General features: G+C 61.5%; 13 protein-coding genes and 1 other RNA gene. All 14 read left to right on the top strand.

Going from position 1 to position 15,226, the window contains the following annotated elements:
• The first annotated feature begins 106 nt into the window (after positions 1–106).
• The gene (rsmI, locus tag AC1UK9_RS23235) at positions 107–1,012 is read left to right on the top strand and encodes a 16S rRNA (cytidine(1402)-2'-O)-methyltransferase (protein ID WP_473013547.1); all 906 of its coding nucleotides are present in this window, start codon (positions 107–109) and stop codon (positions 1,010–1,012) included.
• A gap of 73 nt (positions 1,013–1,085) precedes the next feature.
• Positions 1,086–1,439: RNase P RNA component class A (rnpB, locus tag AC1UK9_RS23230), an RNA gene on the top strand.
• 401 nt (positions 1,440–1,840) lie between these two features.
• Positions 1,841–2,296, top strand: coding sequence for a division/cell wall cluster transcriptional repressor MraZ (mraZ, locus tag AC1UK9_RS23225; RefSeq protein WP_003205355.1), 456 nt, complete (start codon positions 1,841–1,843; stop codon positions 2,294–2,296).
• Positions 2,293–3,240 carry a 16S rRNA (cytosine(1402)-N(4))-methyltransferase RsmH gene (gene rsmH / locus AC1UK9_RS23220; protein ID WP_473013546.1) on the top strand — a complete coding sequence of 316 codons (948 nt, stop codon included), beginning with the start codon at positions 2,293–2,295 and terminating at the stop codon, positions 3,238–3,240. Before mraZ ends, rsmH begins: the two co-directional genes overlap by 4 nt.
• Positions 3,237–3,530 (top strand): cell division protein FtsL, encoded by a 294-nt coding sequence (gene ftsL / locus AC1UK9_RS23215; RefSeq protein ID WP_007956777.1) that lies wholly within the window; start codon positions 3,237–3,239, stop codon positions 3,528–3,530. The genes rsmH and ftsL overlap by 4 nt, the downstream gene beginning before the upstream one ends.
• Positions 3,530–5,269, top strand: coding sequence for a peptidoglycan D,D-transpeptidase FtsI family protein (locus tag AC1UK9_RS23210; RefSeq protein WP_177327312.1), 1,740 nt, complete (start codon positions 3,530–3,532; stop codon positions 5,267–5,269). The genes ftsL and AC1UK9_RS23210 overlap by 1 nt, the downstream gene beginning before the upstream one ends.
• Positions 5,269–6,732: a UDP-N-acetylmuramoyl-L-alanyl-D-glutamate--2,6-diaminopimelate ligase gene (locus AC1UK9_RS23205; RefSeq protein WP_482578584.1), complete on the top strand. Its 1,464-nt coding sequence runs from the start codon at positions 5,269–5,271 to the stop codon at positions 6,730–6,732. Before AC1UK9_RS23210 ends, AC1UK9_RS23205 begins: the two co-directional genes overlap by 1 nt.
• Positions 6,725–8,092, top strand: coding sequence for a UDP-N-acetylmuramoyl-tripeptide--D-alanyl-D-alanine ligase (locus AC1UK9_RS23200; RefSeq protein WP_482578582.1), 1,368 nt, complete (start codon positions 6,725–6,727; stop codon positions 8,090–8,092). Before AC1UK9_RS23205 ends, AC1UK9_RS23200 begins: the two co-directional genes overlap by 8 nt.
• Positions 8,092–9,174 carry a phospho-N-acetylmuramoyl-pentapeptide-transferase gene (gene mraY / locus AC1UK9_RS23195; protein ID WP_025109289.1) on the top strand — a complete coding sequence of 361 codons (1,083 nt, stop codon included), beginning with the start codon at positions 8,092–8,094 and terminating at the stop codon, positions 9,172–9,174. The genes AC1UK9_RS23200 and mraY overlap by 1 nt, the downstream gene beginning before the upstream one ends.
• 5 nt (positions 9,175–9,179) lie before the next feature.
• Positions 9,180–10,526 (top strand): UDP-N-acetylmuramoyl-L-alanine--D-glutamate ligase, encoded by a 1,347-nt coding sequence (gene murD / locus AC1UK9_RS23190; protein WP_482578581.1) that lies wholly within the window; start codon positions 9,180–9,182, stop codon positions 10,524–10,526.
• The gene (gene ftsW / locus AC1UK9_RS23185) at positions 10,523–11,740 is read left to right on the top strand and encodes a putative lipid II flippase FtsW (RefSeq protein WP_025109287.1); all 1,218 of its coding nucleotides are present in this window, start codon (positions 10,523–10,525) and stop codon (positions 11,738–11,740) included. The genes murD and ftsW overlap by 4 nt, the downstream gene beginning before the upstream one ends.
• Positions 11,730–12,800 (top strand): undecaprenyldiphospho-muramoylpentapeptide beta-N-acetylglucosaminyltransferase, encoded by a 1,071-nt coding sequence (gene murG / locus AC1UK9_RS23180; protein WP_025109286.1) that lies wholly within the window; start codon positions 11,730–11,732, stop codon positions 12,798–12,800. The genes ftsW and murG overlap by 11 nt, the downstream gene beginning before the upstream one ends.
• Entirely contained in the window at positions 12,793–14,253 is a 1,461-nt protein-coding gene (murC, locus tag AC1UK9_RS23175; RefSeq protein ID WP_025109285.1) for a UDP-N-acetylmuramate--L-alanine ligase, read from the top strand. The genes murG and murC overlap by 8 nt, the downstream gene beginning before the upstream one ends.
• On the top strand, positions 14,250–15,224 hold the full coding sequence (locus AC1UK9_RS23170; protein WP_025109284.1) for a D-alanine--D-alanine ligase: 975 nt from the start codon (positions 14,250–14,252) through the stop codon (positions 15,222–15,224). The genes murC and AC1UK9_RS23170 overlap by 4 nt, the downstream gene beginning before the upstream one ends.
• Positions 15,225–15,226 lie beyond the last annotated feature (2 nt).

Here is a 15,226-nt window from a genome sequence, read left to right as displayed (position 1 = left end):
TGGCGTGAAACCGTCAATTTAGCTGAAGCAAATGTTGCGGCGTTGCACAAAGACGCGCAAAACCGGCGTTGTCCGGAAAGCATCGCAAGCCTCGTGACGCGTTACAATGCCGACTTTTACCGATCATGAGGTGTGCGCTTTGACTGCTCCAGGTCCTTTGAATTCCGCTGCTGGCTCGCTTTATGTGGTGGCGACGCCCATCGGCAACCTGGACGACATCAGCGCCCGGGCCCTGAAAATCCTGCGTGAAGTGGCACTGATCGCCGCTGAGGACACGCGCCACTCGGCGCGGTTGATGCAGCACTTCGGCATTGCCACGCCATTGGCAGCGTGCCATGAACACAACGAACGAGATGAAGGTAGCCGCTTTATTACCCGTTTGCTGGCGGGTGATAACGTCGCGCTGATTTCCGATGCCGGTACGCCGCTGATTTCCGATCCGGGGTATCACCTGGTGCGTCAGGCGCGGGCGGCGGGGATCAATGTGGTGCCGGTGCCAGGTGCCTGCGCGTTGATCGCGGCGCTGTCGGCGGCGGGGCTGCCATCGGATCGCTTCATTTTTGAAGGGTTTCTGCCGGCCAAGTCGGTGGGGCGCAAGGCGCGCCTGGAAGCGGTTAAAGAAGAGCCGCGCACGTTGATTTTCTACGAGGCTCCGCATCGCATTCTCGAATGCCTGCAGGATATGGAAGCGGTGTTCGGTGGCGAGCGTCAGGCCTTGCTGGCCCGGGAAATCACCAAGACCTTCGAAACGCTTAAGGGGTTGCCGTTGGCCGAGCTGCGGGCATTTGTGGAGTCCGACAGTAATCAGCAGCGTGGCGAGTGTGTGGTGCTGGTGGCGGGATGGTCGGCGCCGGAGTCCGAAGACGCCGTCAGCAGCGAGGCGATGCGCATCCTCAATCTGTTGCTGGAAGAGATGCCGCTCAAGCGTGCAGCAGCGCTGGCCGCGCAAATCACCGGTGAGCGCAAAAACGTGCTGTATCAGGTTGCGCTGGACCAGCAGAAGGGCGAGTAACCCGTCGCGCAGACAGGTTTCGCGGCTATTAGCGCTTGTTCTTCGGGCGCTCTGCCGTTAACCTGCGCGGCGGAGAGTCGATCGGACAGTCGCTGCCCTCTATGAAAATTAGGGGGGGGAGGAAAGTCCGGGCTCCATAGGGCGAAGTGCCAGGTAATGCCTGGGAGGCGTGAGCCTACGGAAAGTGCCACAGAAAATAACCGCCTAAGCGCTTCGGCGCCGGTAAGGGTGAAAAGGTGCGGTAAGAGCGCACCGCACGTCTGGCAACAGTTCGTGGCTAGGTAAACCCCACTTGGAGCAAGACCAAATAGGGTCCCAAGGCGTGGCCCGCGCTGGGACCGGGTAGGTTGCTAAAGATGTCCAGTGATGGCCATCGTAGACGAATGACTGTTCAAGACAGAACCCGGCTTACAGATCGACTCTCCACCTTTTTCTTTCCCTGCTTGAATCAAAGGCATCAGGGCTGTGTATTATCGGCAGGCCTGCGCTAAAGTTCGGCAGCGGCAAATGCAGTAATAGCCATTTCCCACCTTGCTTCAATCAACAGCAGAAGCGCTTTTGTAATACCGAAAAAATCTTACTCTTAACAAATTACTTTAACTTCCGAGCGCAGCTATCCGTGCTGCATCAGGTTATTGGTCGAAAGTATCCGTCAGATTCTCGTTACCCCTCCTTTTAAGCTCCTAAATCTCCGTTCTGTAAGGGTTTTCCTTTAATCCGCGCCTTGACGGTGTGGTGGGCGCATTCCTATAGTGTGCGCAAGTGGCGGAAAGTGGCATGAAGTGGGTTTTTTGAGCTCAAAACGATAAAAATTGGAGAAACGCTGACGTGTTTCGCGGAGCTAACGCTATCAGTCTCGATGCAAAGGGCCGTCTCGCCATGCCGAGCCGGTACCGTGACGAGCTCGTTTCGCGTAGTTCCGGCCAGTTGATCGTGACCATTGATGCCGTTGATCCGTGCCTGTGTGTCTACCCGCTCGACGAGTGGGAAATTATTGAAACCAAGTTGCGCGCACTCCCTTCGCTTCGCGAAGAGAACCGTCGCCTGCAACGGTTATTGATTGGTAATGCCGTCGACCTCGAACTCGATGGCAGTGGTCGTTTTCTGGTTCCACCGCGTCTGCGCGAATACGCCAAGCTTGATAAGCGCGCGATGCTGGTAGGCCAACTGAACAAGTTCCAACTGTGGGACGAGGATGCATGGAACGCGGTATCTGCCGCTGACCTTGCTGCTATTCAACAACCGGGCGCCATGCCTGACGAACTGCGTGATTTGATCCTGTGACTATTGATAGCGGCTTTAACCACATCACCGTACTGCTTGACGAAGCCGTCGAGGCTCTCGCCGTACGTCCTGATGGCTGCTATCTGGACGGTACGTTCGGTCGCGGCGGACACAGCCGCTTGATCCTCAGTCGACTGGGGACGGACGGTCGACTCATCGGGTTCGACAAAGATCCACAAGCGATTGCCACCGGGCAAACGCTAGCGGCCGAAGACGGCCGCTTTGTCGTTGTGCAGCGCAGCTTTGCCGAGCTGGGGTCGGAAGTCGCCGAGCGCGGTCTGGCCGGCAAGGTCAGCGGTATCCTGCTCGACCTCGGCGTGTCTTCACCGCAGCTTGACGACGCCGAACGTGGCTTCAGCTTCCTCAACGACGGCCCGCTGGACATGCGCATGGACCCGTCCCGTGGCATCAGCGCCGCCGAATTCGTCAACACTGCGCCGGTGGAAGAAATCGCCCGGGTGTTCAAGGAATACGGCGAAGAACGTTTCTCCGGTCGCATGGCCCGTGCCGTGGCCGAGCGCCGCGACATCAAGCCGTTCGAACGCACCGCCGATCTGGCCGAAGTGTTGAAAGTCGCCAACCCGGCGTGGGAGAAGGGCAAGAACCCGGCTACCCGTGCGTTCCAGGGGTTGCGCATTCACGTCAACAACGAACTGGGCGATCTGGAAACCGGCCTCGAAGCCGCGCTGGATGCGCTGGAAGTGGGCGGCCGCCTGGTCGTCATCAGCTTCCACTCGCTGGAAGACCGCATCGTCAAACTGTTCATGCGCAAGCTGGTGAAAGGCGAAGCCGACAACCTGCCGCGCAACCTGCCGGTTCGCCATGTCGCGTTCGAACCGAAAATCAAAATCCATGGCAAAGCGCAGACGGCCTCCGACGCCGAACTCAAAGCCAACCCACGTTCCCGTAGCGCTGTCATGCGTGTCGCGGAGAAGTTGCGGTGAGCAAGCTTTTCGCCAAGCCCCTGCCGGGCGGCAGCTTTTTCATGCTGCTGCTGTTTATCGGCGTGCTCGTGTCGGCCATCGGCGTGTCTTACAGCGCGCACTGGAACCGGCAGTTGCTCAACACCCTTTACAACGAACTCAGCGTGCGCGACAAGGCGCAGGCCGAGTGGGGGCGCCTGATTCTCGAACAAAGTACCTGGACCGCGCACAGCCGTATCGAAGTACTGGCCACCGAACAACTGAAAATGCACATTCCTGGCGCGGCTGACGTGAAGATGGTGGCGCCATGATGAAACTCGAAGGGGCACTCTTCCCGTGGCGCTTCCGTCTGGTCGTCGGCTTGCTCGGCGTCATGGTGGCCGCGATCTGCTGGCGCATCATTGACCTGCAAGTGATCGATCGTGACTTCCTCAAGGGGCAGGGTGACGCGCGCAGTGTTCGTCATATTCCGATTCCGGCACACCGTGGCCTGATCACCGACCGTAACGGCGAACCCTTGGCCGTGAGTACGCCGGTGACCACGCTGTGGGCCAACGCCAAGGAAATGCAACTGGCCAAGGAAAAGTGGCCGGCGCTTGCCGCTGCCTTGGGGCAGGACCCGAAAGCCCTGGCCGAACGCCTCGAAGCCCAGGCCAACAAAGAATTCATTTATCTGGTGCGCGGGCTGACTCCCGAGCAGGGTCAGGCCGTGCTCGACCTGAAAGTGCCGGGTGTCTACGGCATCGAAGAATTCCGCCGCTTCTATCCGGCCGGTGAAGTCACCGCGCACATGGTTGGCTTTACCGACATCGACGATCACGGGCGCGAAGGCGTCGAACTGGCCTACGACGAGTGGCTGGCCGGGGTGCCGGGCAAACGGCAGGTCATCAAGGATCGGCGCGGTCGGCTGATCAAGGATGTCCAGGTCACCAAGAACGCCAAGGCCGGCAAGCCCTTGGCGTTGTCGATTGACTTGCGCCTGCAATACCTGGCCAACCGCGAACTGCGCAACGCGATCATCGAGAACGGCGCCAAGGCCGGCAGCCTGGTGATCATGGACGTGAAGACCGGCGAGATTCTCGCCATGGTCAACCAGCCGACTTACAACCCGAACAACCGTCGCAACCTGCAACCGGCGATGATGCGTAACCGCGCGATGATCGACGTGTTCGAACCGGGTTCGACCATGAAAGCGATCTCGATGAGCGCGGCCATCGAGTCCGGCCGCTGGAAACCGACCGACACCGTCGAGGTGTACCCGGGCTCCCTGCAGATCGGTAAATACACGATCAAGGACGTTTCGAAGACCGAAGGTCCGGTGCTGGACATGACCGGCATTCTGATCAATTCCAGTAACGTCGGCATGAGTAAGGTCGCGTTCGATATCGGCGGTGAAACCATTTACCGTCTCGCGCAGAAAGTCGGCCTTGGTCAGGATACCGGCCTCGGCTTCCCGGGCGAGCGCGTCGGCAACCTGCCGAACTATCGCGACTGGCGCAAGGCTGAAACCGCGACGCTGTCGTACGGCTACGGTATTTCCGTGACCGCGATTCAACTGGTGCACGCGTTCTCGGCGCTGGCAAACAACGGTCGTCTCGCGCCGCTGACCCTGATCAAAACCGACAAGCCGCCGCAGACCACTCAGGTGTTGCCGGAAGCCGTCGCAAAAACCATGCAGGGCATGCTCACCCAAGTGATCGAAGCGCCGCGCGGTGTGTTCCGTGCGCAGGTGCCGGCGTATCACGTGGCCGGCAAGTCCGGTACTGCACGCAAGACCTCGGTGGGTACCAAGGGCTACGCCGAAAACTCCTACCGCTCGCTGTTCGCCGGTTTCGGCCCGATGAGCGATCCGCGTTACGCCATCGTTGTGGTGATCGATGAACCGTCCAAGGCCGGTTACTTCGGTGGTCTGGTATCGGCGCCGGTATTCAGCCGTGTGATGTCCGGCACCCTGCGTCTGATGAACGTGACGCCGGACAACCTGCCGACCACCCAACAGGCCAACGCTACCCCGGCCGTTCCGCTGAAAGCCAATGGAGGGCGCGGCTGATGTCTCTGAGTCTGAACAAGATATTTCCTCATGCCGGCCACGATCTGTTGATCCGCGAGTTGGCGCTGGACAGTCGCAACGTACGTGCGGGTGATTTGTTCCTCGCCGTGCCGGGCGGCAAGTTCGATGGCCGTGCGCACATCGCCGATGCCTTGCAGCGCGGCGCGGCGGCGGTTGCTTATGAAGTGGAAGGCGCCACCGTGCTGCCAATCACCGAAGTGCCGTTGATTCCGGTCAAAGGCCTGGCTGCACAGCTGTCCGATATCGCCGGGCGTTTTTATGGCGAGCCGAGTCGTCACGTGAATCTGGTTGGCGTCACGGGCACCAACGGCAAAACCAGCGTGACCCAACTGGTCGCGCAGGCACTTGATCTGCTTGGGCAACATTGCGGCATCGTCGGTACTCTGGGCTCCGGCTTCTATGGCGCGCTGGAAAGCGGCCTGCACACCACGCCGAACCCGATTGCCATGCAAGCGACACTGGCCGACCTGAAAAAGGCCGGGGCCAAAGCCGTGGCCATGGAAGTCTCGTCCCACGGTCTGGATCAGGGCCGGGTCACCGCGTTGGCGTTCGACGTGGCGGTGATGACCAACCTGTCCCGCGATCACCTGGATTATCACGGCACCATGGAGGCGTACGCCGAGGCCAAGGCCAAGCTGTTCGCCTGGAATGATTTGAAGTGCCGTGTGGTCAACCTCGACGACGATTTCGGCCGGCAACTGGCCGCTGAAAAACGTGAGTCGCGTTTGATCAGCTATAGCCTGCTCGACAGCAGCGCCTATCTGTATTGCCGTGAAGCGCAGTTCGATGACCACGGCGTGCGCGCCACGCTGGTGACGCCGCAGGGCGAGCACCATCTGCGCAGCACGCTGCTGGGGCGTTTCAATTTGAGCAACGTGCTGGCAGCCGTTGGCGCCTTGCTCGGCTTGGACTACGCCCTCGATGAAATTCTCAAGGTGCTGCCGAAACTCGAAGGCCCGGCCGGACGCATGCAGCGTCTGGGTGGCGGTACTCAGCCGCTGGTGGTGGTCGATTACGCTCACACTCCGGATGCCTTGGAAAAGGTTTTGACCGCGCTGCGCCCACACGTCAAAGGCCAGTTGCTGTGCCTGTTCGGTTGCGGCGGTGATCGCGATCGCGGCAAGCGTCCGCTGATGGCCGAAGTGGTCGAGCGTCTGGCTGACCGCGTGCTGGTCACCGACGACAATCCGCGCACCGAAGACCCTGCGGTGATTTTTGATGACATCCGCGCAGGCTTCACCGCTGTGGATAAAGTCACTTTCGTTGCCGGCCGTGGAAAGGCGATTGCCCAACTGATCGCCGCTGCTTCGGCGGATGACGTGATTGTCCTGGCCGGCAAAGGTCACGAGGACTATCAGGAAATCAACGGCGAGCGCCACGCTTTCTCCGATCTGGTCGAAGCCGATCATGCCCTTACTGCATGGGAGGTGGCCCATGCTTAAGGCCCTGAAATTGAGCGAGCTGACCAACGTGCTCGACGCACGCCTGATCAGCAGCGATGCCAGTTTCGACGGTGTCAGCATCGACAGCCGTGCGATCAAGCCAGGTCAACTGTTTATTGCTCTGACCGGTCCGCGTTTCGACGGTCATGACTACCTCAACGACGTTGCCGCCAAAGGCGCCGTTGCTGCACTGGTCGAGCGCGAAGTGCCCGACAGCACCTTGCCGCAACTGCTGGTCAAGGACACCCGTCAGGCCCTCGGCCAGTTGGGTGCGCTGAACCGTGCTGCGTTCGCTCAGCCGGTCGCCGCCATCACCGGCTCCAGCGGCAAGACCACGGTCAAGGAGATGCTCGCCAGCATCCTGCGCACTCGTGGTGCCGTGCTCGCCACTCGCGGCAACCTGAACAACGATCTGGGCGCACCGCTGACCCTGCTCGAACTGGCCCCGGAGCATACGGCGGCCGTGATCGAACTGGGCGCCTCGCGCCTGGGTGAAATCGCCTACACCGTCGGGCTGACCAAGCCGCATGTGGCGATTCTGAACAATGCCGGCACCGCACACGTCGGTGAGTTCGGCGGCCCGGAGAAAATCGTCGAAGCCAAAGGCGAGATCATCGACGGTCTGGCGGCGGATGGCGTGGCCGTGCTCAACCTCGACGACAAGGCCTTCGGTATCTGGAAGACCCGCGCCGGTGCTCGCAAGGTACTGACCTTCTCTCTGAGCAACCCTCAGGCAGACTTCTACGCCAGCGAGCTGAGCACCGACGTCCGTGGTTGCCCGAGCTTCAATATGCATTCACCTGAGGGTATCGAGCACGTTCAATTGAACCTGCTTGGCACTCACAACGTCGCCAACGCCATGGCTGCCGCCGCTGCCGCTCACGCCTTGGGCGTGTCGTTGTTCGGCATTGCCACCGGGCTGGGCGCCGTGCAACCGGTCAAGGGGCGCACTGTCGCGCAACTGGCGAAGAACGGCATGCGCGTGATCGATGACACTTACAACGCAAACCCCACCTCCATGTGCGCGGCCGTTGATATACTCGCCGGCTTTTCCGGCCGCACCGTCCTGGTGCTCGGAGATATCGGCGAGTTGGGCGACTGGGCGGAGCAGGGGCACCGCGACGTGGGCGAGTACGCCCGGGGCAAGGTTTCCGCGCTTTACGCGGTTGGGCCAAACATGGTTCACGCCGTAAACGCATTCGGCAAAGAGGCGCATCACTTCGGCACGCAAGCCGAGCTGATCCAGGCCCTCGACGCCGAGCAGGACACAAACACCACCATTTTGATCAAGGGTTCGCGCAGTGCAGCGATGGAAAACATCGTTGCGGCTCTGTGCGGGTCCAGTCTGGAGAAACATTAATGCTGCTGCTGCTAGCGGAGTATCTGCAACAGTTCTACAAAGGCTTCGCGGTCTTCCAGTACCTGACCCTGCGCGGGATCCTCGGTGTGCTGACCGCGCTGGTTTTGTCGCTGTGCTATGGCCCGTGGATGATCCGCACTCTGCAGAACCGTCAGATCGGCCAGTCCGTTCGTAATGACGGCCCGCAATCGCACCTGTCCAAGTCGGGTACACCGACCATGGGCGGCGCACTGATTCTGTCCTCCATCGGTGTCAGCACCCTGCTGTGGGCTGACCTGAGCAACCGCTACGTGTGGGTCGTGCTGCTGGTGACCCTGCTGTTCGGTGCCATCGGCTGGGTCGACGATTACCGCAAGGTCATCGAGAAGAACTCCCGTGGCTTGCCAAGCCGCTGGAAGTATTTCTGGCAGTCGGTGTTCGGCCTGGGCGCAGCGATCTTCCTTTATATGACCGCGACCACGCCGGTCGAAACCACGCTGATCCTGCCAATGCTCAAGGACTACAGCATTCCGCTGGGCGCCGGCTTCATCGTGCTGACCTACTTTGTCATCGTCGGTTCGAGCAACGCGGTCAACCTGACCGACGGCCTCGACGGTCTGGCGATCATGCCGACGGTCATGGTCGGCGGCGGTCTGGGCATCTTCTGCTATCTGTCGGGTAACGTGAAATTCGCTGAATACCTGCTGATCCCTTACGTGCCGGGCGCAGGCGAACTGATCGTGTTCTGCGGCGCGCTGATCGGCGCCGGCCTGGGCTTCCTGTGGTTCAACACTTACCCGGCGCAAGTGTTCATGGGCGACGTCGGCGCACTGGCGCTGGGCGCGGCACTGGGCACCATCGCGGTGATCGTCCGTCAGGAAATCGTCCTGTTCATCATGGGCGGTGTGTTCGTGATGGAAACCCTGTCCGTGGTTATCCAGGTTGCTTCCTTCAAGTTGACCGGGCGCCGTGTGTTCCGCATGGCACCGATTCACCACCACTTTGAACTCAAGGGCTGGCCCGAGCCGCGCGTGATCGTCCGTTTCTGGATCATCACCGTGATTCTCGTGCTGATCGGCCTTGCCACCCTGAAGCTGAGGTAGAACGAGTGTCTCTGATCGCTTCTGACCACTTCCGCATCGTTGTCGGCCTCGGCAAGAGCGGCATGTCCCTGGTTCGCTTCCTGGCGAACCGGGGCGTGTCGTTTGCCGTCGCCGATACGCGGGACAATCCACCGGAACTGGCCACGCTCACGCGTGACTATCCGCACGTGGAAGTGCGTTGTGGCGAGCTGGACGTCGAATTCCTGTGTCGTGCCGACGAGCTCTACGTGAGCCCCGGCCTGGCGCTGGCGACCCCGGCCCTGCAAGCCGCTGCCGCCCGTGGCGTGAAAATGTCCGGCGACATCGAGCTGTTCGCGCGTAACGCGCAGGCGCCGATCGTGGCCATCACCGGCTCCAACGCGAAAAGCACCGTCACCACCCTGGTCGGCGAGATGGCGGCCGCGGCCGGCAAACGCGCTGCGGTGGGCGGTAACCTCGGCACACCGGCGCTGGACTTGCTGAGCGACGATATCGAGCTGTACGTGATGGAGCTGTCGAGCTTCCAGCTGGAAACCACCGACCAGCTCAACGCCGAAGTGGCCACCGTGCTGAACATCAGCGAAGACCACATGGACCGCTACAGCGGCCTGCCGGCCTACCACCTGGCCAAGCACCGGATCTTCCGTGGGGCGAAGCAGTTCGTGGTCAATCGTCAGGACGCGCTCAGCCGTCCGTTGATCGGCGAAGGTCAGCCATGCTGGACCTTCGGCCTGAACAAACCCGATTTCAAGGCGTTCGGTCTGCGTGAAGAGAATGGCGAGAAATACCTGGCCTTCGAATTCCAGAACCTGATGCCGGTGCGCGAACTGAAAGTTCGCGGCGCGCATAACCAGTCCAATGCCCTGGCGGCACTGGCGCTCGGTCATGCGGTCGGCCTGCCGTTCGACGCCATGCTTGAGGCACTGCGCAACTTCACCGGTCTCGAACATCGTTGCCAGTGGCTGCGTGATCTGGACGGCGTCGGCTACTACAACGATTCCAAGGCCACCAACGTCGGTGCAGCGCTCGCGGCTATCGAAGGCCTGGGGGCGGACATCGACGGCAAGGTCGTGCTGATCGCCGGTGGCGACGGCAAGGGCGCCGAGTTCAACGATTTGCGTGCTCCGGTGGCGGCCAACTGCCGCGCCGTGGTCCTGATGGGCCGCGACTCCGACAAGATCGGCGAAGCCATCGGCGACGCCGTGCCGCTGATTCGCGCCACATCGCTGGTCGACGCCGTCGAGCAATGCCGCGCGATCGCTCAACCGGGTGACGTGGTGCTGCTGTCGCCGGCCTGCGCCAGTTTCGACATGTTCAAGAATTACGAAGACCGTGGTCACCAGTTCGTCCGCGCCGTGGAGGATCTGGCATGAGCCTGCGCAATATCATCAAGCCGTACCCGTCGCCGATCATCACCGGCCGTGGCATCGACCTCGACTTCCCGATGCTCGCCGGCTGCCTGGCACTGCTGGGCCTGGGTCTGATCATGATTGCCTCGGCGTCCACCGAAGTGGCGGCGGCGCAATCGGGCAGCGCGCTGTACTACATGATTCGCCACCTGATCTACGTGGGGCTGGGCCTGGGTGCCTGCATCATCACCATGATGATTCCGATCGCCACCTGGCAGCGTCTGGGCTGGATGATGCTGATCGGCGCATTCGGTCTGCTGGTCATGGTGATCGTCCCCGGGATCGGTCGTGAAGTGAACGGTTCGATGCGCTGGATCGGTTTCAGCTTCTTCAACGTGCAGCCGTCGGAAATCGCCAAGGTGTTCGTGGTGATCTACCTCGCCGGTTACCTGGTGCGTCGCCAGAAGGAAGTGCGCGAGAGCTGGATGGGCTTCTTCAAGCCGTTCATCGTGCTGCTGCCGATGGCGGGCCTGTTGCTGATGGAACCGGACTTCGGTGCCACCGTCGTGATGATGGGGGCCGCAGCGGCGATGCTGTTCCTTGGCGGGGTCGGGTTGTTCCGCTTCTCGCTGATGGTGGTGTTGGCGGTCGGGGCCGTGGTCTTGCTGATTCAGATGCAGCCATACCGGATGGCGCGTCTGACCAACTTCGCCGACCCGTGGGCCGACCAGTTCGGCGCCGGCTATCAGTTGTCGCAGGCGTTGATCGCCTTCGGTCGCGGTGAGTGGCTGGGCGTTGGCCTGGGCAACAGCGTGCAGAAACAGTTCTACCTGCCTGAAGCGCACACCGACTTCGTGTTCTCGGTGCTGGCCGAAGAGCTGGGCGCTGTCGGTTCGCTGTGCACCGTCGCGCTGTTCGTCTTCGTGTGTATCCGTGGCATGTACATCGGGCTGTGGGCCGAGAAGGCCAAGCAGTTCTTCGCCGCTTATGTAGCGTACGGTCTGTCGTTCCTGTGGATCGGTCAGTTCCTGATCAACATCGGGGTGAACGTCGGCCTGCTGCCGACCAAGGGCCTGACCCTGCCGTTCCTCAGTTATGGCGGCAGTTCCCTGGTGATCTGCTGCGCCTGCCTCGGCTTGTTGCTGAGGATCGAGTGGGAGAGTCGAACCCACCTGGGCAGTGAAGAGATGGAGTTCCATGAGAGCGACTTCGCCGAGGAGCCGAACCATGGGCGCTAACGTATTGATCATGGCCGGCGGCACCGGCGGCCACGTGTTCCCGGCGCTGTCCTGTGCCCGCGAATTTCAGGCGCGCGGCTACACCGTGCACTGGCTCGGCACGCCACGCGGGATTGAAAACGATCTGGTACCGGCCGCAGGCCTTGAACTGCACCGCATCAATGCCACGGGGTTACGTGGCAAGGGCAAGCTGTCGCTGCTCAAGGCACCGTTCATGTTGCTCAAGTCGGTGTGGCAGGCGCGGGCGGTGATTCGCAAGCTGCGTCCAGTCTGCGTGGTCGGCTTCGGTGGTTATGTGACCGGCCCTGGCGGGATCGCCGCCAAACTGGCCGGTGTGCCGGTGATCGTTCACGAGCAGAACGCTGTGGCCGGCACCGCCAATCGGTTGCTGGTGCCGTTCGCCGCCCGGGTGTGTGAAGCGTTCCCCGACACCTTTACTCTGTCGGACACCCGCCGTACCACCGGAAACCCGGTGCGCAGCGAGCTGTTCCTCGAAACATCGCGACCAGCCCTGGCCGGTCGCAAAGCGCGTTTGCTGATCCTTGGCGGAAGCCTGGGCGCAGAACCGTTGAACAAGTTGCTGCCTGAGGCCCTGGCGCAAGTCGCTGCCGATTTGCGCCCGGAAGTGTTTCATCAGGCCGGCAAAAACCACGATGAAGTGACTGCAGAGCGCTATCGCGCCGCCGGCGTGGATGCGCAGGTGCAGCCGTTCATCAAAGACATGGCCCATGCCTATGGCTGGGCTGACCTGGTGGTGTGCCGCGCTGGCGCGCTGACCATCAGTGAGCTGGCTGCCGTCGGTCTGCCCTCGATGCTGGTGCCTTTGCCCCACGCGATCGACGATCACCAGACCCGCAACGCCGATTATTTGGCCCGTGAAGGCGCTGCCTTCGTGATGCCGCAAAGAACGACTGGTGCCGCGGACCTTGCCGCGCGCCTGACAGAGGTCTTGATGCAACCGCAACGACTCGAAGAAATGGCCCAAGCGGCCCGCCGTCTGGCCAAACCCGATGCCACCCGTAGCGTGGTCGATACCTGTCTGGAGGTGGCCCATGGTTGAGAATCAGAAAGCCATGCCACAGCCGGAAATGCGCCGCATCCGTCGCATCCACTTCGTCGGCATCGGCGGCGTGGGCATGTGCGGCATCGCTGAAGTGTTGTTGAACCTGGGCTATGAAGTGTCCGGTTCCGACCTGAAAGCGTCGCCGGTGACCGAGCGTCTGGAGTCGTTCGGTGCGCACATCTATATCGGCCACCGTGCCGAGAATGCCGCGACCGCCGATGTGCTGGTGGTTTCGAGCGCCGTCAACACCTCCAACCCGGAAGTGGCGACCGCACTGGAGCGCCGCATTCCGGTGGTGCCGCGTGCCGAAATGCTCGCTGAGCTGATGCGCTATCGCCACGGCATCGCCGTTGCCGGTACCCACGGCAAAACCACCACCACCAGCCTGATCGCTTCGGTGTTCGCTGCCGGTGGCCTGGATCCGACCTTCGTCATCGGTGGCCGTCTGAACGCTGCGGGCACCAATGCCCAGCTCGGCACCAGCCGCTACCTGATTGCCGAAGCCGACGAAAGCGATGCCAGTTTCCTGCACCTGCAACCGCTGGTGGCGGTGGTGACCAACATCGACGCCGACCACATGGCGACCTACGACGGTGACTTCAACAAACTGAAGAAAACCTTCGTCGAGTTCCTGCATAACCTGCCGTTCTACGGTTTGGCGGTGATGTGCCTGGACGACCCGGTGGTGCGTGAAATCCTGCCGCTGGTCAAGCGTCCGACCGTGACCTACGGCTTCAGCGAAGACGCTGACGTGCGTGCAATCAATGTACGCCAGCAAGGCATGCAGACCTTCTTCACCGTGCTGCGCCCGGATCGCGAGCCGCTGGATGTTTCGGTAAACATGCCAGGCAATCACAACGTGCTCAACTCGCTGGCGACCATCTGCATCGCCAGCGATGAAGGCGTCAGCGATGAAGCCATTGTCCAGGGCCTGTCCGGGTTCCAGGGTGTTGGCCGACGCTTCCAGGTCTACGGCGAACTGCCGGTGGACGGCGGCAACGTGATGCTGGTCGATGACTACGGTCACCACCCGACCGAAGTCGCCGCGGTGATCAAAGCCGTACGCGGTGGCTGGCCGGAGCGCCGTCTGGTGATGGTCTACCAGCCGCACCGTTACAGCCGCACCCGTGACCTGTACGACGATTTCGTGAATGTACTGGCCGACGCCAACGTGCTGCTGCTGATGGAAGTCTATCCGGCCGGCGAAGAGCCGATCCCGGGCGCGGACAGCCGCAAGCTGTGCAACAGCATCCGTCAGCGCGGTCAGCTCGACCCGATCTACATCGAGCGTGGTGTCGACCTCGCGCCGCTGGTCAAGCCACTGCTGCGTGCAGGCGACATCCTGCTGTGCCAGGGCGCCGGTGATATCGGCGGTCTCGCGCCGAAGCTGTTGAAAAGTGAATTGTTCGCTGGCGCCGTTGCGGCGTCGGTCGAGGGGAAGTTGAAATGACTGCTGCCTACGCCAACCTGTTCTCCACCATCGCGCCGAAAGACTTCGGCCGTGTCGCCGTGCTGTTCGGTGGCATGAGTGCCGAACGTGAGGTTTCGCTGAAATCCGGTAACGCGGTGCTCGACGCGCTGCAAAGCGCCGGCGTGGACGCGTTCGGGATCGACGTCGGCGAAGATTTTCTGCAGCGTCTGCTGAATGAAAAGATCGACCGCGCGTTCATCATTCTCCACGGTCGTGGCGGTGAAGACGGCTCCATGCAGGGCCTGCTCGAATGTGCCGGTATTCCGTACACCGGCAGCGGCATTCTCGCCTCGGCACTGGCGATGGACAAACTGCGCACCAAGCAGGTCTGGCACAGCCTCGGGATTCCGACGCCGCGTCACGCCGTACTGTGCAGCGAGGCCGATTGTATTTCGGCAGCGACGGAACTGGGCTTCCCTTTGATCGTCAAACCGGCGCATGAAGGTTCAAGTATCGGGATGGCCAAAGTGAGTTCTGCGTCCGAGTTGATCGACGCATGGAAAGCGGCCAGTACCTACGATTCGCAAGTCTTGGTCGAGCAATGGATCCACGGTCCGGAGTTCACCATCGCCACCCTGCGTGACCAGGTGTTGCCTCCTATCGCCCTGGGCACGCCGCACACGTTCTACGACTACGACGCCAAGTACATCGCCAACGATACCCAGTATCGGATTCCGTGCGGGCTGGATGCCGCCAAGGAAAAAGAACTCATGGACCTCACGGCGCAAGCCTGCGAGGCACTGGGTATTGGTGGGTGGGGCCGGGCGGACGTGATGCAGGACGCCGATGGCAAATTCTGGTTCCTGGAAGTCAACACAGCTCCCGGCATGACCGATCACAGCCTGGTACCGATGGCGGCGAAAGCGGCCGGTCTGGATTTCCAGCAACTGGTCCTGGCCATTCTGGCCGCCAGTGTCGATGCCGACGGCAAAAAAGAGGCGCGAGGTTAAGA

The organism is Pseudomonas sp. AK-TSAG1-1 (assembly GCF_056821665.1).
Note: the sequence above shows the minus strand (reverse complement) of the source record. Positions and strands in the feature narration are given on the sequence as shown.